This is a genomic window from Alcaligenes sp. CHO6, from assembly GCF_037120595.1.
Lineage (GTDB): Bacteria > Pseudomonadota > Gammaproteobacteria > Burkholderiales > Burkholderiaceae_B > Alcaligenes > Alcaligenes ammonioxydans.
In genome coordinates, this window is record NZ_JBANCI010000001.1 from 328511 (window position 1) to 349052 (window position 20542).

Genomic DNA, 20542 nt, shown 5'->3' on the forward strand with positions numbered 1-20542 from the left:
TCGCGGTCACGGTTGAATGCGGGGCGTTCACGGCGCTCACCGGAGAACTCACGACGTTCACCCGATTGTGGGCGGCTGTCGCGGTCACGGTTAAATGCGGGGCGTTCGCGGCGTTCACCGGAGAACTCACGACGCTCACCGGATTGTGGGCGGCTGTCGCGGTCGCGGTTGAATGCGGGGCGTTCACGGCGCTCCTGATCGCGCTTTTCTACGTAGGGACGGGCCTCTCGTTGGGCACCGCCCTGGCGGTCCTGCTGCAGGCTGGCTGCTCGGGCGCGTGCACCCGAACGCACGCGGGGTTCCGCGTTGCTGGCTTTCTTTTTGGCGCCTGGGTTCAGGCTTAGTGTCTTGCGTTCAGATTGGTCTGACATGAATAAGGTATTAGAAGGGTTTTATAACCACCAGGATGAGGACCAGCAGCAGAACGATGACCGGAATTTCATTGAACCAGCGGAAGAATACGTGTGAGCGGTTTTGCTGTCCTTGCTGGAACTGCCGCAGATAGCGTCCGCACACACCGTGAAAGGCAAACAGAACCAGAACCAGGGTCAGCTTGGCGTGCATCCATCCCTGTCCTTTGCCTATGCCGTAATACAAAAACAGCCCCAGGCCCGTCAGCAAGGTCAGGACGGCTAGGGGCGCCATGAAGCGATACAGGCGTCGAGCCATGCCCAGCAGCGTTTCATGGGTTTTGGGGTCGTGCTCCTGGGCCAGGTTGACATAAATGCGGGGCAGGTAGAAGAGCCCGGCAAACCAGGAGGTCACAAACAGGATGTGAAAGGTCTTTAGCCAAAGCATCATTTAACCACGCATCTGGCCGTTGCCGTGCAACACCCATTTATAAGTCGTCAGCCCTTCCAGGCCGACTGGACCACGGGCATGAAGACGGTTGGTGGAAATGCCGATTTCGGCTCCCAGGCCATACTCGAAGCCGTCGGCAAAACAGGTGGGCAGGTTTACCATGACAGAGCTGGAATCGACTTCACGTTGGAAACGTTCGGCCTGGCTCAGGTTTTCCGTCACAATGGATTCGGTGTGTTCGGAGCTGTACTGAGCGATATGGTCCATGGCTTGATCCATGGAGTCCACAATGCGTACGGCCAGTATGGCCGCGGCAAACTCGGTCTCCCAATCCTCTTCGGTAGCGGGAGCGACATTGGCGACCAGCGCACGGGTCTGCTCACAGCCTCGTAGTTCCACGCCTTTTTCCTGTAGTTGGCGGGCCATTTCCGGCAGGAAAGCAGGTGCAATGCTGCGGTGAACCAACAAGGTCTCCATCGTGCCGCAAATACCATAGCGGTAGGTTTTGGCATTAAAGACAATACGATTGGCTTTTTCCAGATCGGCGAACTCGTCCACGTATACGTGGCAGTTGCCATCCAGATGCTTGATCAGCGGCACGGTTGCTTCGGCGCTCAGGCGTTGGATCAGGCTTTTGCCACCACGCGGCACGATGACGTCCACGTAGTCATTCATGGTCACCAGCAGGCCGACGGCATCGCGGTCGGTCGTGGGCACTACTTGCACGGCGTCTTTGGGCAATCCGGCGCGCTCCAGACTGTTGGAAATAATCTGCGCCAAAGCCTGGTTGGAGTGGAATGCTTCGCTGCCACCGCGCAAAATCGTGGCATTGCCCGATTTCAGGCACAGGGCGGCGGCGTCAATGGTCACGTTGGGGCGCGATTCGTAAATGATGCCGATCACGCCCAATGGCACGCGCATCTGGGCGACGCGCATCCCGTTGGGGCGAGTACGCGAGGCGCTGATCTGTCCGACCGGATCGTCCATGTCGGCAATCTGACGCAGGCCTGTGGTCATGATCTCCAGGGCACGGTCGGACAGGGCCAGACGCTCGATCATGGCCGGGGCAATCTGACGTTCACGTGCCGCTTGCAGGTCCAGCTCGTTGGCCGCCTGCAACTGGGCTTTTTGTTCAATCAGGGCGTCAGCCATGTAGCGCAGGGCGTCAGCCTTGGCTTTGCCGGTGGCGGCGCGCATGCGGCGTGCAGCAAGCTGGGCACGCTTGCCCAAATCTTGCATCATGGAGGACAGATCGCCGACCTGGGTGGCGGCAGAGGACTGGGTGATATCGTTCATAGCCGTGTAACTCTCCGGTTCAAGAGAGCATTATCGCAACAATTAAGACATTAAGGGGTATTGGACGCTTAGCGACGGGGCGCTTGTGTCGCGACCGCGATACGCATGGTCAGGCGGCGCATTTCTTCCCACGGGTCTTGCTGACGTCCGTTGGGGTGCAGGCCTTTAATCAAACGGTCTATATCGTGGGCGTGCAGAACCGAGGCGGGCCAGCTGTGGGGCGGGATGCGATCCAGCGCCTGGCGTACCAGTTTTTCACGCGGACCGAAAATGCGGTATTGACGAAACAGGTTGGATAAATCCATCCCTTGCTGACGCGCTTGCGACAGGCGCGCCAGGGTGCGGACCTCTTCACCCACGGCCCACAAGACCAGAGGCAAGGCCTCGCCTTCTGCCTGCAAGCCATCCAGTATGGTGAGCGCCCGTTGGCTATGGCCCGCCAGCATGGCGTCGCGCAGATCAAACACGCTGTATCGTGCCACATTCAGTACCGCGCTCTCCAGTTCTTGCTGGGTGAGCTGTCCAGGTGGGTAAATCAGGGCCAGTTTCTGGATTTCCTGATGCGCAGCCAACAGATTGCCCTCAACCTTGTCAGCCATCCATTCCAGGCTGTTGCGCTCCAGGCTTTGGTCCTGAGCCTGGAGGCGCTGGGCAATCCAGCCCGCCAGGGAGTGGCGACTGATGGGCTGAATTTCAACCCAGTAGGCCGCTTGTTCCAGAGCTTGACACCATTTGCTGTTGCGCGTGGCCTTGTCCAATCTGGGCAGTTGGATCAGAAAGCTGGTGCCGTCCATCTGGCCACCGCTAATCAGTTCGCACAGTTTTTGCAGGGCGTCGCCCCCCGGTTTGCCGGGTTTGCCACTGGGGATGTTGATATCCACCAGCTTTTGATCGCCAAACAAGGAGATGTTCTGGGCCACCGCAAATAGCTGGGACCAGTCTGCGCGTGCATCCAGCGTAAAGCTGCTGCGTTCTGTAAAACCATCCTGACGGGCACGGGCGCGTACCGCGTCGGCTGCTTCAACCAGCAAGAGGGGCTCGTCGCCAGACACCACATAAAGTGGTTGGAAAGCGGCGGATGGCGTAGCCAGTTCGCGCAGCAAGGTGTCGTGGTCGGCCCTGCGTCCCATACTTACAACGGCGCCTGTTCTCGCGCGGGCAGCAGTTCCATCTCTTCCATCGAGCTGGCCTCGGGCTGACTGCGCAGGAAGTGGTAGGCGCTGGCGACATCGGGAGAGCTCAGGCGGCGCACGATTCGGTTGATCAGTGACTGTTCCATGTCACGGAAAATCATCTCGATCTCGCTGTCTTTGGCCTGAACCGCTTCAGCGTCATAAGGCACCTCTCGAATCACGTTCAAGGTGGTGGGAGGCAGGATGGGGCGGCCCTTGGCGTCCAGCAGTTCAAACACGAAGGTCAGCTGCAGCTCGTACTCTTCCACCTGACCTTTGGCGTTGATGGAGATCTCACGTTGATTACGGTTGAGCGAGAGCTGTTGCAAGAGGGCCTCTGCCTCTTGCGGGCGCTCAACAAAGCGGGTCTGCGGCGAGCTGGCCGATAAAGTGCGGCGCAGGTTCGCGCCAAAAGCGCTGTTGTCCGTAATGTTCGTGTATAGCGTGTCAAACGGCAGCGGAGACACGCCTTTCAGATGGAAACCGCAGGCGGTCAACACCAGGCTGAGCAGGACGATCAGGCCCGCCAGTCCCCAGAACCTGGGTGCAGGAGCAGACATGGAGCTGGAAGAAAACAGGCGGGCTGAGTGCATGATTAACCTACGACGTTAACGAGTTTGCCGGGCACGACGATAATGCGTTTGGCAGGGCGGCCTTCCAAATACTTGAGCACGGCGGCGTGTTGGGCAGCGGCTTGTTCAATGGCGGCTTTTTCTGCTCCCTGAGGCACGACCAGTGAGCCGCGCAGCTTGCCGTTGACTTGCAGCATCAGTTCAATTTCGTCGGCAATCAAGGCCTGTTCATCAACGTCGGGCCAGGCTGCATCGAGCAGATCACCCAGCGTATCAGCCCAACCCAGCTCACGCCACAACTGCCAGGTGATGTGGGGGACAACCGGGTACAGAACACGCAACAGGATGGAGGTGGTCTCGGCCAGCGCACGTTGTGCTGCCGGTGTGTCTTCCCACTGCGTCTGTTCCAGCGTGTTGAGCATTTTCATGCACGCCGAAACAACCGTGTTGTATTGAATGCGCTCGTAATCGTAATTGGCTTGCTTGAGCAGCGAGTGAATTTCCAGGCGTGCGCGCTTGGCAGCGGCGTCCAGATCACTCCAATCGGTAGCTTGGGCGTTGCCGGCGCGCAGCGCATCGGCGTGGTTGTAGCAGAAGGCCCACAGGCGACGCAGGAAGCGGTTGGCGCCATCCACACCCGAATCAGACCACTCCAGCGTCTGTTCTGGCGGGCTGGCGAACATGATGAACAGGCGGGCGGTGTCCGCACCCAGCGTGTCGATCAGGGATTGAGGGTCCACGCCGTTGTTCTTGGACTTGGACATGGTGCCAATGCCGTTGTACTGCACGGGCTGACCATCGCTCTTTAAGCGGGCACCGATAATCGCGCCTTTTTCGTCGTAAACGTTTTCGACAGTTTCAGGCCAGAAGTATTCGATACCCCCTTGTGGGGTGCGGCGGGTGTAGCTGTGGTTCAGCACCATGCCCTGGCACAGCAGGCGGGTGAAGGGCTCGTCAATCTTGACCAGGCCCATGTCGCGCATGACTTTGGTCCAGAAGCGGGCGTACAGCAAGTGCAGCACAGCGTGTTCGATACCACCGATGTACTGATCCATGGGCATCCAGTAATCGGTGCGTGGATCGGTCATGGAATCGTTCAGATTGGGTGTGGTGTAGCGCAGGAAGTACCAGGACGAGTCCACAAAGGTGTCCATGGTATCTGTTTCACGGCGTGCGGGTTTGCCACAAGAAGGGCAAGCGCACTTCAGGAAGGCGTCATGCTTGTTCAGCGGGTTGCCGCTGCCATCGGGAATCAGCTCTTCGGGCAAGACCACGGGCAGATCTTTTTCTGGAACAGGAACCGGTCCGCAATCGTCGCAGTGGATGATCGGGATCGGGGTGCCCCAGTAACGCTGACGGGAAATGCCCCAGTCGCGCAGACGATAGGTGGTTTGTTTTTCGCCCAGTTCCTTGGCGTTCAGGTCTGCGGCAATGGCATCCACGGCCGCGACGTGCGTCAGGCCGTCGTACTTGCCGGAATTGATGGTTTGACCTTGCTGCTTGTCGCCGTACCAGTCTTGCCATTGGGTGGCGTCGTATTCCTTGCCTTCTACCCCAATGACCTGATTGATAGGCAATTGGTATTTCAGGGCGAAGGCGAAGTCGCGCTCGTCGTGAGCAGGCACGCCCATCACGGCACCGTCACCGTAGCTCATCAAGACATAGTTACCGACCCAGACAGGAACGTCCGCGCCCGTCAGGGGGTGCTTGACGCTCAGGCCGGTCGGCAGACCTTCTTTTTCGCGGGTAGCCATGTCGGCTTCCGTGGTGCCGCCTTTCTTGCATTCTTCAATAAAGGCCGTCAGCTCGGGATTGTTGCGGGCAGCCAGGGCAGCCAGCGGGTGCTCAGGAGCAACCGCACAGAAGGTAACGCCCATGATGGTGTCCACGCGGGTGGTGAACACGTACAGACGACCGTCCTGAATCAGTTGGCCTTGCTCGTCACGAATGTCGTGAGGGAACGCAAAGCGTACACCCTGGCTCTTGCCGATCCAGTTCTCCTGCATCAGGCGTACACGCTCGGGCCATCCGGGCAGGCCGGTTTTCACGGTATCCAGCAGCTCTTCGGCGTAATCGGTAATGCGCAGGTAGTAGCCGGGGATTTCACGCTTTTCAACCAGCGCACCGGAGCGCCAGCCACGGCCTTCAATAACCTGTTCGTTGGCCAGAACGGTTTGGTCCACTGGGTCCCAGTTCACCGTCTGGGTCTTGCGGTAGGCAATGCCTTTTTCCAGCATCTTCAGGAACAGCCACTGGTTCCATTTGTAGTATTCGGGATCGCAGGCACACATTTCGCGCGACCAGTCGATTGCCAGCCCCATCGCCTGCATTTGCTTTTTCATGTAGGCGATATTGTCGTAAGTCCACTTGGCAGGCGGCACTTGTGACTTGATGGCGGCGTTTTCGGCGGGCATGCCAAAAGCATCCCAGCCCATGGGCATGAGAACGTTAAAACCGCGCATGCGTAGCTGGCGCGCCATCATGTCGTTGATGGTGTAGTTGCGCACGTGGCCCATGTGTAGCTTGCCACTGGGGTAGGGCAGCATGGAGCATGCGTAAAACTTGGGTTTGAGCGAGCCATCCGAAGCGGTGGCGTTCTCGACGGCACGATAGGCGTCCCGATCGGTCCAGTTTTGCTGAGCGAGTTGTTCGACCTCGCTGGGGTTGTAACGTTCCTGCATGAGTGGCAATACCGTTTTAGACAGAAGTAAAGGAGTATCCGCCATTATACGGGGCAAATCTCGCTGTGGACGGCTGCAAGGCGGGCAGTGTGCATGAGCGTAATGGCAGACAGGAGGCGGGCATGTCACAGCAGCCTGTGAAGGGCAAAAAAAACCCCTGCAGGGCAGGGGCTTTTTTGAAAACCAATCCGCTGCAGGAGCGGGCGCGAATTAACGCAGCTTGGTTTCTTTGTACTCGACGTGCTTGCGAACGACGGGGTCAAATTTCTTGATCACCATCTTTTCAGGCATGTTGCGCTTGTTTTTGGTGGTGGTGTAGAAGTGACCCGTACCGGCGGACGATTCGAGTTTGATTTTTTCGCGTATACCTTTTGCCATGATGAGCTCCTGGTTAAATGTTTAAGAAGCGCAGCTTAGTACTTTTCGCCGCGGGAGCGCATTTCGGCCAGAACGGAGTCGATACCGTTCTTGTCGATGGTGCGGATAGCGTTAGCGGAAACGCGCAGGCGAACCCAGCGGTTTTCACTTTCAACCCAGAAACGACGGGACTGCAGGTTTGGCAGGAAGCGACGCTTGGTCTTATTGTTGGCGTGCGAAACATTGTTGCCCGACATTGGGCCTTTTCCGGTCACTTGGCATACGCGTGCCATGGTCATACCCCTTGAGATCTAAATCAGCCTCCGCTAAACGAAAAAAGCCGCGGGCGATTGTAAAATTAGGATCGTGTTAACCCCAGTGCTGGGGTACAAAGAAGATTATTCTAATATGGAAAAATCACTTAGATCAAGTTTTACCGTGCTTTCCTTGCTGCATTGCGGCCAAACAGCCACGATAAGACACCACAGCCGGCCAGGACCGCGGTCAGGGGCAGGGCATCGGGAGATGCCCAACTGCTGACTGCAAAACCGGCCAGGGCGCCACATAGCATTTGCAAGGCTCCCATCAGGGCGGAGGCGGTTCCCAGGCGATGGCCCTGTTCGGACAGGGCCAGGGCGGCGGAGTTGGGGTTTACAAAACCCTGACACGCCATAAAGCCCATTAAGGTCACCATCAACCAGGTCAGGTCCAGCATGCCTAGCAGGGTCAAAATGGCACCCAGCAGGGTAAAGATCACCTGCAGTCCCTGTGCCACGCGCAACAAAGTGGGTGGGCTATACGTATTGAGCAAACGGGCGCTGATTTGAGAGAAAACAATCAGACAGGCGGCATTGGCGCCAAAATAAAAACCGAAATGACGCGGCTCGACAGAAAATAAATCAATAAAGACGCGGGGCGATCCGGCGATATAGGCAAACATGCCCGCAGAACTGAAACCGGCAGCCAGGGAATAAAACATGAAGGGCCGGTCGCGCAGCAAGGCGCTGTAATTATGAGCGATCAATTTAGGTTGCAATGGCAGCACACGCTCGGGAGCGAGCGACTCTTTCATGGTGAAAAAAGTCAGCAACCAGAGCAAGATGCCACTGCCGGTCATGAAGAAGAAAATGCCTCGCCAGTCACTGAACAGCAGGATCTGGCCGCCGATCAGAGGCGCCAGAATAGGCATCACTCCCATGATAAGCATTAGCATGGACAAGGCGCGGGCGGCTTCCCGGGTTTCAAAGCGATCGCGGATGACCGCGCGTGGGATCGCCATACCGGCCGCGCCCCCAAAGGCCTGGATAATGCGCCAGACAGTAAGCTCATCAATCGTGCTGGCGCGAGCACAGAAAAAAGAGGCCAATGTAAAGAGCAGGACGCCAAGCAGCAGCGGCCGCTTACGCCCGAAGCGGTCTGCCATGGGGCCATAGACCAGTTGCGCCAGGCCCACGCCCAGCAGAAAACCGGCCAGCGTGCGCTCTACCATGCCCGCCGAGGTATTCAGGCCCTGGGCCATCGCCGGGAAGGCGGGCAGGTACATATCAATGGCCAGGGGGCCCAGGGCAGTGAGCAGCCCCATCAAAACGAGCCAGGGAGGAAATGCAGGAGAGTGGTTGCGTGTCATCGGGCCAAGTATTAAGGTGAGGCAGATCCTGGCCGAGAGCCTGAACCCACTACCGTCTGCCGCGCATCAATACAAGCCGATGCAAAGGGCCAAAGGCAGGCAGTTTAGCATGGGGGACGATCAATTTCGGCGTAAGTGCTTTAGGTTTGAAGTACACGGTCCGTGACTTTAGTGCAACGGATTTAGGGTCAAGATGTATTAGGCTACAGGATTGACGGCTTACGGGCGGTGTGTCGACACAGATGACACATCGTCATCTTTGTTTGTTTACATACAAGGAGGCGAAGTTGAGTTCAATTTCATCAATGGTCCAGGCCAAACTCGATCAGCTCAGCATTCCGGTTCGGCTGACCCTGCCTAGCGGGGAACAGGTGGGCGATGCCAATGCGTCAGTGCATCTGAGCATCAAGGACAATGCGACGCTGGCGCAGTTGGCTGCCGGACAATCGGGTCAGTTGGGCGAGGCCTATGTGGAAGGGCGCATGGATTTTGAAGGCTCCATGCGGGATCTGATGCAACTGGCCGCCGATATTTTGCCCGGTTCGCCTGTTGATGCAGCCCAAGCAGGCTGGCTGACTTCGATCATCAAGCACTTGACCTCCGTGTGGCGTCACACTCAGGAAAAGGACGCCAGGCAGATTCAGTTTCATTATGATTTGTCGGACGACTTCTATGCCTTGTGGCTGGACCCTCGCCGGGTCTATTCCTGCGCCTATTATCGTGAACCGGACATGACGCTGGCGCAGGCTCAGGAAGCAAAGCTGGATCTCATTTGCCGCAAGCTGCGCTTGCAGCCCGGTGAGCGCTTTCTGGATGTAGGGGCCGGATGGGGTGGATTGTTGATGTGGGCCGCCGAAAACTACGATGTGGATGTAACAGGCATCACCCTGTCTCGTAACCAGCATGCCTATGTGAACGGGCTGATCGAGCAAAAAGGCCTGTCGGGCCGGGCCCGCATGATGTTGCTCGATTATCGCGAGCTGGATGAACTCAAACCGTATGACAAACTGGCGTCGGTGGGGATGTTCGAGCATGTGGGCCGCGCTCAGCTCAGCGCCTATTTTGACAAGCTGCGGCGTTTGGTAAAGCCAGGGGGGCTGATTCTCAATCATGGCATTACCGCCGGTGGGGTTGACAATAGCCAGCTGGGAGCGGGAATGGGCGACTTCATCGAGAAATATATTTTCCCTGGTGGAGAGCTGACCCATATCAGTCACGTCTTGCGTCACTTGGCCGAGGGAGGCTTGGAGGGGCTGGATATTGAGAATTTGCGCCCTCACTATGCCCGTACCTTATGGGCCTGGAGCGACGCCTTGGAGAAACAGTTGGATAAAGCCAGGGCAACCCTTAATTCCGAGCAGGGGGAAAAGTCCCTGCGTGCCTACCGGGTGTACTTGGCCGGCTGCGCGATGGGGTTTGAGCACGGCTGGATTGCGCTTCATCAGGTTTTGGCTCAGGCACAAAGCGCTGTCAGGGCGCAGGAGCTGGATTACGCGCCGAACTTGATGTATCCATGGCGCCGGGATTATATGTACCAGCGCTAACCTCTTGTTTTAAATGGCAAATGACAAGGTTTGATGCCTTGTCATTTGTTTTTCTCGTGCACGTAACGACCCTAGCAGCGCTTCGTTCCTGAGATTTTGAATTAATAAGTAACAAAAAAAAATTCATAAAATGGCTAAAACCACGTCAAACAAGGGTTTTGTTGTGTTTTTACCATTGACATATTCGCTGTTTTTTCGGTTTTTATACGGTAAGAATTTGTTTTTGATTGCAAAGGGCCGTAGAATGGCCTCCTTATCAGATTCATCAATTCGATTCAGAACCGCCCGAACAGCGTGTTTTGTTCGCAGCAATCATCGCCCCGCGCGGTGTAACCCTGGCCCAGCCGTGTTGTTTCGGTCAAGGCAGGGAGCGGTAGGAAAAAGGGGCTTGACCCCCTGACCGTTCCGGGTTTTTCGTGAGTGCCTGGCACTCGCTCTTTACGTAGGTATGTATTGGCGATAAGAGCATCGTCTTCCGCACACCCCTTTAGCCTTGGCGCCGACTGATCATGCAGGACGCGTCCACAGTAACTCAAGGAGGAGCATCATGTCTTCATACTTCCCTCACGCCGGTGCCAAGTCGCGCTTGCACCGTTTTCCCCTGATTCAAGCCTCTGTGCTGACCAGCCTTCTGCTGGGGCTGTCCTCTGCCGCGCAGGCGGCAAGTCCGGCAGCCTGCGAGCTGGACCGCGCAGTCCGCTTTGGTGGCATGAATTGGGAATCGAATCTGGTCCTGACTGAAGTTGAGCGTTTTATCGCTGACAAAGGTTATGGCTGCAAGACCGAGGTCGTCTCGGTCGAGACGCTCCCGGCCTTGGCTGCACTGGAGCGAGGCGACCTGGATGTCAACTCGGAAATCTGGCTCAACAGTGTGGCTGACCCCTGGAAACAGGCCGAGGCCAAGGGAAATGTAAAACGTATTGGCGACATCTATATGGGCGGCGAAGCCTGGTTCATCCCACGCTATACCGCTGAGCGCCTGCCCGAACTGAAGTCGGCAGCCGACCTGCCCAAATTCAAGGATGAGTTCAAGGACCCGGAAGAGCCTGGTAAAGGCCGTTTTTATGGCTGCCCGGCAGGCTGGGGATGTGAAGTGGTCAGTGGCAATTTGTTCAATGCCCTGAAGTTGGGGGATACCTACACCTTGTTCTCGCCCGGTACCGGTGCCACCCAGAAGGCTGCGCTGACTTCTGCGTATCAGCGCAAGGAAAACGTGGTGTTCTACTACTGGTACCCCACGCCACTGGTGGGCTCCATGGATCTGGTCAAGCTGGAACTGCCGGCTTACGACGAGAAAAAGCATGGGTGTCTGACCGACCCCAATTGTGCCAATCCAGAGCCTAGTGACTACCCCGAAAACCCGGTATTCACGGCCGTGAATACGGAATTCTCCAAGCAGGCTCCCGAACTGACGGCTTTCCTGGCCAATGTCAGCATGCCCCTGGAGCTGATGAACGAAACCATGGCGCACATGGAAAAAACCGAAGGTGAACCCGAAGATGTGGCGCACTGGTTCTTGAAAGAACACGAGGACACCTGGTCCAAGTGGGTGCCTATGGAAGTGGCTCAGCGCGTAAAAGCCGCTCTTTAGTATTCGTGATGGTGTAGGGCGAGGCCGGCCTTGGTGGCTGCATCCTGTCTGGGTGCAGGAACCGAGCCGTACCTCGCTTTTCTGCCTGGCCCGTCCTGGGTCGGCAGGATCATGGCCGGGCCACAAGCCCGCGCTGCAAGCACGAGTTTTACGGAGTGTTTTTTATGTTTCCTGAGTTGATTGATCCGCGCGCCTTACGTTTGCCCATCGATCAGTTCGTTGGCGATCTGGTGGCCAATTATTCCAGTACCCTGCGGGCCATGACCCAGCCCCTGCTGGATATGCTGGTTTTCATGGAGTCGGTCCTGCGCAGCAGCCCTTGGTGGGCCGTGGTGCTGGTGGTGGTTCTGCTCGGTTGGCTGGCCAGCCGCCGTGTGCTGTTCTCCGTGGCCATGGGGGCCATGTTGTTTGTGATCGGCCTGATTGGCCTGTGGGATGCGGCCATGCAGACCCTGGCGCTCATGATTGTGGCCGTTTTTCTGTCTGTGCTGATAGGCATACCGCTGGGTTTGCTGATGGCCAGCTTCAATTGGCTGCGTCGTATCATGATGCCGGTGCTGGATGTGATGCAAACCATGCCCAGCTTTGTGTATTTGATCCCCGTGGTGATGTTGTTCAATCTGGGCAAGATCGCCGCACTGATTGCCACGATTATTTATGCCATTGCTCCCGTCATTCGCCTGACCGATCTGGGTATACGCCTGGTCGACAGCGAAGTGCTGGAAGCCTCTCGCTCTTTCGGCTCCAATCGTTGGCAGCAGCTTTATGGCGTGCAATTGCCTCTAGCCATGCCCAACATCATGGCCGGCATCAACCAGACAACCATGATGGCCCTGGCCATGGTGGTGATCGCCTCCATGATTGGTGTGCGCGGGCTGGGCTACGAAGTGCTGCAAGGCATTAACCGCCTGCAAGTGGGCCGTGGCCTGATGGCTGGCCTGGGTATTGTGCTGCTGGCCATCCTGTTTGACCGGATTACGCAAGAGTTCGGCCGTCGCTTTCAGACTCGGGAGGCCTCATGAGCAAGATTGAAGTGCGCAATATTTACAAGATCTTCGGCTCTCAACCCGAGCGCTGGCTCGATGAGGCTCGCAATGGTGTGCGCAAGGACGAACTGCTGGCAAAAAGCGGCCATACCCTGGGCTTGCGTGACATCAGCCTGTCTATTGAGCACGGCAGCATTTACGTCATTATGGGCTTGTCCGGTTCGGGTAAGTCCACCTTGATCCGCCACTTCAACCGGTTGATTGAGCCAACTGCCGGGCAAATTCTGGTGGACGATGTGGATGTGATGAGTCTGGACGGCAAGGCACTGATGCAGTTCCGTCAGCAAAAGATCAGCATGGTCTTTCAGCGCTTTGGTCTGTTTCCGCATCGCACCGTGCTGGAAAATGCGGCCTATGGCCTGCAGGTACAAGGCATGGGGCGCGCGGCTCGCGAAGAAAAAGCCACGTATTGGCTTGAGCAGGTTGGGTTGCAGGGCTTTGAAAGGCAGTATCCGCACCAGTTGTCTGGCGGTATGCAGCAGCGTGTGGGTCTGGCTCGTGCCCTGGCAACCGATGCCGACATCCTTTTGATGGATGAGGCCTTCTCGGCTTTGGACCCCTTGATTCGGCGCGAAATGCAGGATCAGTTGCTGGAGCTGCAGGCTCGTTTGAACAAGACCATTGTGTTCATTACGCATGATCTTGACGAGGCCCTGCGATTGGGGAACCGGATAGCCATTCTGAAAGATGGCGAGCTGATTCAGGAAGGGTCTCCCGAGGACATCCTTCTGTCACCGGCCAGCGATTATGTTCAGGCGTTCCTGCAGGACGTGAACCGCAGCAAAGTGCTCAATGCCGCCCATGCCGTGCGCGATTCCAGCAAGACCCTGACCTTTACCATGCGTACCCGGGCGGTTCATGCGCTTGAGCGTTTGAGCGAGCGCGGCGTGCGTTATGCACCGGTGCTCGATGGCAAACGCTTGGCGGGCGTGCTGATGCGTTCGCGGGCGCAGGAAGCTGTGCAGCAAGGTGCGCGGGATATTTCCGCGTTCGTAGATGAGATGAGTTCGGTACCTGCCACCATGGGACTGGATGAGATTCTCGGTCAATTGCTGCGTAGCAGCGAGCCCTTGGCGGTTACCGGTGAGAACGACGAGTTTCTGGGTTTGCTCTCGCGCAGCAAGGTAGTGGATCTGGTTAGCCCCCTCATTGATGCGGTCGAGGCATCACCTAACACCGTCAAAGACGATACGGCGGCAGTTCTGGAGGCCATTGAGGGCAGCCAAGTGCGTTGACGAACGTGTTGTTGTGCCGCAGCAAACAAGAAAAGGGCCTGTTTCCTAACAGGCCCTTTTCTTGCTGGGTTCTTCGTGCTGCAGGCAGTACCGGATGGGTTTGTCGGCCCCCACTGGTAGGGGTGCCTGTTCCTCCCAACTCAGGGGCGCCTTTACCCGCCCTTTTATAAGTGCGGCGAGCTCAAGGCGCTAAGCGGCAGCCTCTTGCCTATTGATGGGTGCAAGTCTTGCGCCGCGCGGGATTGTAGAGACGCAATATGTGGCTGTACCAGAACAGCAGCAGCAAGGCGGAGGCTCCCAATCCCAGACTGGCCATGGTCCACAGGCTTGCGGCGCCTAGGGGAGCGCCGGGTGCCAGCCATTGAATGATACTGTCCAATGCTCCGGCGCCTGGGCCAAAACCAAACCACCAGCCTCCACCCAGGCCCAGCACGCTCAAGGCGAAAAACTGCAGCAGCATGGGTACAAAAGCCACTTTGTAAGCGCGCAGCAGATAGGAGATCAGGCACTGGAACGCATCGCAAAAGTGGAAGAAAGGCAGTAGCTGCAGCAAGAGCAGGGCCAGCAGGGCGACATCGGGATCGTCGGTGTAGGCATTGGCCAGGCTGGGTCGCAGCAGCACCAGCAAGGTAATGGTAAGGGCAACCCCGGCCAGTACGATGGCCAGGCTTAACATGCCCACATGGCGGGCACGATGAAACTGTCCCGCGCCAATCGCCTGTGCGCTGACTGAGGCGGCTGCTACGCCCACTGCCATAGGCACCATAAAGCAGACGGCGGCCAGATTGGCCATGATCTGGTGAGCGCCAGACGCAAATACACCTTCACGCGCGACGAGCAAGGCCATGAAGCTGAAGGCGCAGATTTCAATCAGGTAAGAGCCGCCCATGGGCAGACCCAGGCGCAGCAGTTCTTTCTGTGCTGCCCAGGTGGGCAGGCCCAGTTTGAGGCTAAAGGGTTGGTAATAGCGGTCGGCACGTAGCAGCCATAGGCCGGCGGCCAGCATCAGCCAGGATACGACCGTGGTCGCCAGACCTGAGCCTACGGCACCCATTGCCGGCAAACCCAGTTTGCCAAAAATCAGCACCCAGTTGAATAGAGCCTTGAAGGCCACGCTGAACAGGTTGATCAACATGACCGCCTTGGGATGCGAGGTTGCCGTCCCCAGGCAGTAAATTGTCCTGAACACCAGAGCGGCGGGCAAGGCCAGTATCAGGCTGCGCAGATACCAGGTGACCCGCTCATGAACCTCAGGGCTCAGGTCACCTGACCAGCGCAGCCATATATCCGGAAACGCCAGCCCCAAGGTGCCGATCAGGGTGAGCAAAAGGGCCAGCCATACTCCTTGCCCCCACCAGCGGCCCACTTCTGTAAGGCGGCGTGCGCCAAATTGCTGGGCAATGATCGGGATCAGGGCGTGGATGACCCCCATTAAACCGATAAAAACGGTGATGTAAATGGAAACGCCCAGGCCCATGGCCTGCAGGTCTATGGCGCTGCTGTGGCCAACCATCACCGTATCCAGAACGCCAAAAGCGATACCTGCCCAGGAGCCGACCAGCACGGGCCAGGCCTGGCGCAGGATCTGGCCTGCCTGACCCTTCCAGTTGTGATGAAACACGGAGGACATGATGAAAACTTAGTGAGCCTGTATGCGCAGCAGACGAAATGCTTCGTGACGATCTGGCCCGCGTTTGCCTTGCCAGAGCTGGACGGCATTGTCCGGAATAGGGGCCTTGCCGTCCTGCAGATCGCGCAAGGAGAACTGTTCCAGTACCAGGGAGCAGCGATTGTCGAAGTTGATGTTGATGTTGTCAAACACCAGGAAGGAGGCCCGTTGTCCCGAGCCCAGTCCCCAGGAGCGCAGGCATTCGCCGGGCTGCTTGTGTTCACGCAAAGCCGCGGACAATTCGCCAGACACTTCGCGGTAACTACGTACGTAGTCTAACGAAGGCATCCACAGCGTGACCAGCAGGAGCCAGGTCGTAATCAGGCCACCCGCCGACAAGACGGTACCGCGCAGCAAGCCAGGCGGATTGCTTGACAGCCGCCAGCGCACCAGCGCAATCCAGGCAAGCGTGCCGAGCACGGCAATGATCATGACCGGCCAGGAGATGAACGTGTCGTATCCCTGGGTCTGGCGGGCAATATTGTGTGAAATCTGCCGTGGCCAGCCCGTTTGCTGGGCGATCCAGCCCAGCCAGACCGTGGCTGCCGTCAGTGAGAAACACATGATGGCAAACCAGTCCAGGGTGTTGATGACCCCCCGACGCAAGGTGGGCAGCGAGAAGGCAGCCAGAATGGCGCAGGGAACCACCAGCAAGGCATATTCTGGCTCGAAAGCATCGCGCATGAAGAGCAGGCTGAGCAAGGGGATCAGAAAGCTGATGGCGGGCACATAAATGTGGGGCGCCTTGAGCCAACTGCGCCATTGCCACAGCGCCAGCAAGGCCAAAGGCCAGATCGGCCAGAGGAACCACAGCAGATCGCGCAGGTTGTTCAACTGCTCCTTGAAGCCGGCCCACCCCCAGGCGGCCAGATGCCAAAGACGCCATTGCTCGGTCCAATACACGCTGACCCGTTTGGCGGGTATCCACCATGCCATGATGATTGCCAGCGTCAGGACGGCACTGAGGGCCAGCCATTGGCTATGCTGGCGCAAGGGGCCCCGGGGAATAAAGCACAAAACGGTTGCCAGCATGATGGGGCCGGCTCCCAGCCAGCCACGGGTCAGGAAGCAGGCGCCCAGGGACAGGCCCAGCATGATCGCCCCCGATGCCGGGCGGTCGAACATGCGCACCAGGCTGTATAAAGCCAGTGCCTGCAAAGCGATGATGGCCGGCACTTCCGAGGTTTCGTGCATGCGCCAGATGATGCCCACGGTTGCAACGGTCAGCAGCAAGGTGGCATCGGCAATCATGCGTCCATATGCGGTGGAGGACGGCTCGCCTCCGAAGGGCAGACGCAGCGGTTGAGCCTCTGGGCGGCGGGCCAGCCAGTATGCACTGTGCCAGACCGAGGCCGCCAGCATGCCGAACCACAGCAGATTGGGCAGGCGGGATGCCACGATGTTGGCATTCAGCTCGGAGGTGAAGAGTTTGAGCAGGGGGGCAAAGAGCGTGATGAACAGGGCACCCAGCCAGGTGCTCAGTGGGCCGTCCTGGGCATGGGCCAGATCTCCTACCTGGGGCAACAACAGGGCCTGACCGCTGGGGTCAGACAAAGCGGTCAACATGGTCGCCAGCCCGATGACATCGTCTGCTTTCCAGGGGTCACGAAAAAACAGGCCCGCAAGAATATAGATGGTCCCAACAACAAGAAGAACCAGGCGGGGGAGTTTGACGGCAGCGGTGGCGGTCAGGCGGGCAGGGGTGGAGGTGGGTATGAGGCTGGATGACACGTCTAGGGTAAAACAGTCTGTTGATTCGCCCTATCTTAATGCAAAGGGGGCGCCTTGGCCGCGAAATTTGCGGTAAAAAAGGACCCCCACGCAGCGCCTTGGGCTTGCGCTCCACCTCGCGGCCTGAATGCGGCTTGGATTCGCCAGGCACACAGCAGTTCGCAATGAGCTGTTGTGTATCCGGACTCATCCCCGAGGGGGCTATTGACCTTGGGGCGACCCGGCGGATAAAAAAAGGCAGCCAAAGCTGCCTTTTTGCGCTGAACGCGGTATGCCGAGAAAGAGAGCTTATTCGCCTTTCTTGACGGTACCAGCCGTACGGGCAAAACGGGCGCGGAATTTTTCAACGCGGCCAGTTTCCACGATACGGGTTTGAGCGCCCGTGTAGAAGGGGTGCGACTCGGACGTCACGTCACACTTGAACAGCGGGTAGGTCTTGCCGTCTTTTTCGGTGGTTTCGCGAGTCTGGACGGTGGAACGGGTGATAAAGGAGTTGCCCGTTTGCAGGTCCAGAAACACCACGTCACGGTATTCTGGGTGAATGCCTTCTTTCATGATGATTCCTGTTTTGACAAGTTAGGACCGCCAGCAAGGCACGTATCTACAAAAAATGGCGTAAAGCAGGGCTCACGTCCTCGTCCTGTAAATACCGGCACTAAAAAGCTAGAGGACTGTTTTTTTAACCGGGTTTGTAAAGCGCCCGATTGAATAATGCCTAAAGACTTTTTGCCACGTATCCGATAAAGCCTGAAATTTTAGCATTGAGCAGGCGCTTTTCAAAGAAAACTCGGCAAAAGCGCGGCACAAGTGCAACAAGGCGTGGATTGAACCGCCCCGTGTCTGCCTGGAAAGCACGCAAAACCGTGCCTGGCCGTGCCGCAGAGAAGTGGCAGCTCTATGTGTTCGAACACGGGATGCCTAGTGCTGGTGGCGGGTGCTTCCTATCGTGCGGACGAGGTCGAGTCGAGAAGGTCAGTGGATGGTTGGCAGTTCGCGTCCTGCTGTCAGTCCAGAGAGCGGAGAATGGCACGAACCGGACTCGCATCTGCCTGAATCAGGGCCAGAGGCAAAGCGATGAGCTCGTAGTCGCCCGGAGCAATTTCGTCCAACACCAGATTTTCGAGCACGCGCATAGCATGATGACGTAGGACCTGATGACTTTCCAGTGTCTTGCTGCTGGCCGGATCGACGCTGGGCGTGTCGATGCCCACCAGTTGTATGCCCTGGTCGGCTAATAATTGCAAACTTGAAGGGGCGAAGGCTGTGAAATGATCGCTCCAGGCATCGTACTTGGCCTTGGCGGTGGTACTGACCAGGATGCGCGGCGGGCAATTGCTCAAATGAGGCAGCAGATCGGCTGGCTCGATCAGTGGGCGGCCATGACGGGCGTGGATGACGCGGCAGGGTCCCAGAAATGGCTCCAGCGCCATGTGGCCGGCACTTGGGCCGTGAGGGTCGTAGTGCAGGGGGGCGTCGGCATGCGCCCCCAGATGGGTAGACAAGCGGATTTCCGCCACATTGACCGGGCAGTGGGTGTCCAGGGTGGCTGTCCAGCGTTGCTGGTAGGCGGTGTCACCGGGGAAAACCGGCGATCGATCACTGACAGGCGGGGAAATGTCCCAGATCGTACGCATGCTGTGCTCGCTGCTGCTAAAAGAAGTAAGAGTCAGTGTAGAGGATTCCCGGCCCATTGGCCTGGCGGTGCGGTGCGCTTGGCTCTAGCCTGATCCGGGCGACAACGTGACAAGGTCCTGTATTGGGCATCGAAATCAGCGCATTACCCAGTCTCACTGCACGGGGCGCCACCATTGTGCGCTGTAAAAAAGCAGCCCGAAATCCGTGTCACGGTTGCGTTTCGGGCTGCGTCCCGCTCAAGGCGGGCACACTGTTTCAGCCTTTATGCTGCCGCTTGCGAAAGGACAGAATCCATAAGCCCACGGCCAGCTCCAGAGCCGCGATAATCCACAAGCCACTTTGGAAGCTGCCGCTGGAGTCTTTGAGGGCGCCCAACATAAAGGGCGCGCCAAAGCCGGCCAGATTGGCGACAGAGTTAATGAAGGCCACCCCGATAGCTGCCGCCGAGCCCGCCAGGACCGTGTTGGGCAATTGCCAGTAAACAGGAATGCATCCCATGGTGCCGGACACGGCAATAATCAGGCTGATAAAGGCCAGGGCAGTGTTATTGCCCAGGAACAGTCCTACCCCCGCCAGACCGATTGCTCCGATGATGACAGGGACGCCAGTGTGCAGACGGGCTTCGCGATGACGGTCGGCACTAAAGCCCAGCGCCAGTTGAAAGACCGCTCCAAAGACATAGACCAGTCCGACCAGCAGGCCAACCTGTAAAGGATCGCTGGGGCCCAGTGAGCGAACCAGGGTGGGCGCGAAAAAGGCCAAGGTGGAGTTGGCAGCCACAATGCCAAAAAACATCAGGGTCAAGGTCCACAGGTCGGGGTTGCCCAAGGCTTTTTTGAAGCTGTGTTCGCGTGGTCCTGCGGCCTTGGCGTCCAGAGCCAGTTCTTGCTTGATCAGATCTTTTTCCCGTTGACTGAGCCAACTGGCTTTTTCGGGGCTGTCGACGATGAACATCACGGCCAGAATGCCAGCAAAAATTGTGGGCAGCCCTTCAAGCAGGAACAACCATTGCCAGCCAGACCAGTCGTTGACCCCGTCCAGGCGGGTCATGATCAGGCCCGCCAGGGGCGCGCCTACGACCGAGGCCACCGCCGAGGCCGAGATGAAGACCGCGAAGGCTTTGGCTCGCCGATGAGCCGGGAACCAGAACGTCAGGAACAGCAGCACGCCAGGCTGAAAGCCGGCCTCGAACGCACCCAGCAAAAAGCGCATCACATAAAAGTAGGCAGCTGTTTTGGTAAACATCATCAGCACACAGATCAGCCCCCAGCCAAAGGCGATACGGGCCAAGGTCTTGCGCGCACCAATGCGCAGCAGCAACCAGTTGCTGGGTACTTCAAAAAAGAAATACCCCAGAAAGAAGATCCCCGCGCCTATGCCGTACACCGTTTCGGAGAACCCGAGTTCGGGCTGCATTTGCAGTTTGGCAAAACCAATATTGAGCCTGTCTATCCAGGCCAGCATCCACAGCAGAAAAATAAAGGGCAAGATCCGCCACATGACCTTCTTGTAGATCTGGTCCAGTTCTTGTTTATCAGCGGACAAGGCGCGCGCGCCGTCCACGAGGGTGCTGCTCGTCATTGAA

At 57.7% G+C, this 20542-nt stretch carries 17 protein-coding genes and 1 pseudogene; 4 read left to right on the plus strand and 14 right to left on the minus strand.

What is annotated here, in order from left to right; translation table 11 throughout:
- The 9 genes and pseudogenes from V6936_RS01495 to V6936_RS01535 form a co-directional block, all read right to left on the minus strand.
- Nucleotides 1-371, minus strand: a pseudogene (locus tag V6936_RS01495) (DNA methyltransferase); the annotation flags it as partial.
- Nucleotides 372-381: 10 nt separating this feature from the next.
- Nucleotides 382-798: a CopD family protein gene (locus tag V6936_RS01500; protein WP_003802776.1), complete on the minus strand. Its 417-nt coding sequence runs from the start codon at nt 796-798 to the stop codon at nt 382-384.
- 3 nt (nt 799-801) lie between these two features.
- Nucleotides 802-2097: a glutamate-5-semialdehyde dehydrogenase gene (locus tag V6936_RS01505; RefSeq protein ID WP_131070721.1), complete on the minus strand. Its 1296-nt coding sequence runs from the start codon at nt 2095-2097 to the stop codon at nt 802-804.
- 68 nt (nt 2098-2165) lie between these two features.
- Nucleotides 2166-3227: a DNA polymerase III subunit delta gene (gene holA / locus V6936_RS01510; RefSeq protein WP_003802778.1), complete on the minus strand. Its 1062-nt coding sequence runs from the start codon at nt 3225-3227 to the stop codon at nt 2166-2168.
- Nucleotides 3228-3229: 2 nt separating this feature from the next.
- Complete coding sequence (locus tag V6936_RS01515) at nt 3230-3862, minus strand: LPS-assembly lipoprotein LptE (protein WP_003802779.1); 633 nt, start codon at nt 3860-3862, stop codon at nt 3230-3232.
- 2 nt (nt 3863-3864) lie between these two features.
- Entirely contained in the window at nt 3865-6522 is a 2658-nt protein-coding gene (gene leuS, locus V6936_RS01520; RefSeq protein WP_240209420.1) for a leucine--tRNA ligase, read from the minus strand.
- Nucleotides 6523-6732: 210 nt separating this feature from the next.
- Complete coding sequence (rpmG, locus tag V6936_RS01525) at nt 6733-6900, minus strand: 50S ribosomal protein L33 (RefSeq protein ID WP_003802781.1); 168 nt, start codon at nt 6898-6900, stop codon at nt 6733-6735.
- Between the two features lie 35 nt (nt 6901-6935).
- Nucleotides 6936-7172 (minus strand): 50S ribosomal protein L28, encoded by a 237-nt coding sequence (rpmB, locus tag V6936_RS01530; RefSeq protein WP_003802782.1) that lies wholly within the window; start codon nt 7170-7172, stop codon nt 6936-6938.
- Nucleotides 7173-7312: 140 nt separating this feature from the next.
- On the minus strand, nt 7313-8461 hold the full coding sequence (locus tag V6936_RS01535; RefSeq protein ID WP_336579275.1) for a Bcr/CflA family multidrug efflux MFS transporter: 1149 nt from the start codon (nt 8459-8461) through the stop codon (nt 7313-7315).
- A gap of 350 nt (nt 8462-8811) precedes the next feature.
- Here V6936_RS01535 and V6936_RS01540 point away from each other — a divergent pair, with 350 nt between their 5' ends.
- From V6936_RS01540 to V6936_RS01555, 4 genes are all read left to right on the plus strand, one after another.
- Nucleotides 8812-10050 carry a class I SAM-dependent methyltransferase gene (locus V6936_RS01540; RefSeq protein WP_003802786.1) on the plus strand — a complete coding sequence of 413 codons (1239 nt, stop codon included), beginning with the start codon at nt 8812-8814 and terminating at the stop codon, nt 10048-10050.
- Nucleotides 10051-10597: 547 nt separating this feature from the next.
- Nucleotides 10598-11641, plus strand: a complete 1044-nt coding sequence (locus V6936_RS01545) for an ABC transporter substrate-binding protein (RefSeq protein ID WP_003802787.1) — start codon at nt 10598-10600, stop codon at nt 11639-11641.
- 164 nt (nt 11642-11805) lie between these two features.
- Nucleotides 11806-12663, plus strand: a complete 858-nt coding sequence (locus V6936_RS01550; protein ID WP_003802789.1) for an ABC transporter permease — start codon at nt 11806-11808, stop codon at nt 12661-12663.
- Nucleotides 12660-13922, plus strand: coding sequence for a quaternary amine ABC transporter ATP-binding protein (locus V6936_RS01555; RefSeq protein WP_131070720.1), 1263 nt, complete (start codon nt 12660-12662; stop codon nt 13920-13922). Before V6936_RS01550 ends, V6936_RS01555 begins: the two co-directional genes overlap by 4 nt.
- Nucleotides 13923-14130: 208 nt before the next feature.
- Here the strand turns inward: V6936_RS01555 and V6936_RS01560 are convergent, their stop codons facing one another.
- The 5 genes from V6936_RS01560 to V6936_RS01580 form a co-directional block, all read right to left on the minus strand.
- Complete coding sequence (locus V6936_RS01560; protein WP_003802793.1) at nt 14131-15552, minus strand: MATE family efflux transporter; 1422 nt, start codon at nt 15550-15552, stop codon at nt 14131-14133.
- A 9-nt stretch (nt 15553-15561) separates the two neighbouring features.
- A complete protein-coding gene (locus V6936_RS01565; RefSeq protein WP_301605883.1) occupies nt 15562-17322 on the minus strand; it encodes an ArnT family glycosyltransferase in 1761 nt (586 codons plus the stop codon).
- 288 nt (nt 17323-17610) lie between these two features.
- Nucleotides 17611-17877, minus strand: a complete 267-nt coding sequence (locus V6936_RS01570) for a type B 50S ribosomal protein L31 (RefSeq protein WP_003802796.1) — start codon at nt 17875-17877, stop codon at nt 17611-17613.
- A gap of 449 nt (nt 17878-18326) precedes the next feature.
- Entirely contained in the window at nt 18327-18956 is a 630-nt protein-coding gene (kynB, locus tag V6936_RS01575; RefSeq protein ID WP_003802798.1) for an arylformamidase, read from the minus strand.
- Between the two features lie 256 nt (nt 18957-19212).
- Nucleotides 19213-20538, minus strand: a complete 1326-nt coding sequence (locus V6936_RS01580) for an MFS transporter (RefSeq protein WP_301605882.1) — start codon at nt 20536-20538, stop codon at nt 19213-19215.
- Nucleotides 20539-20542: the final 4 nt, after the last annotated feature.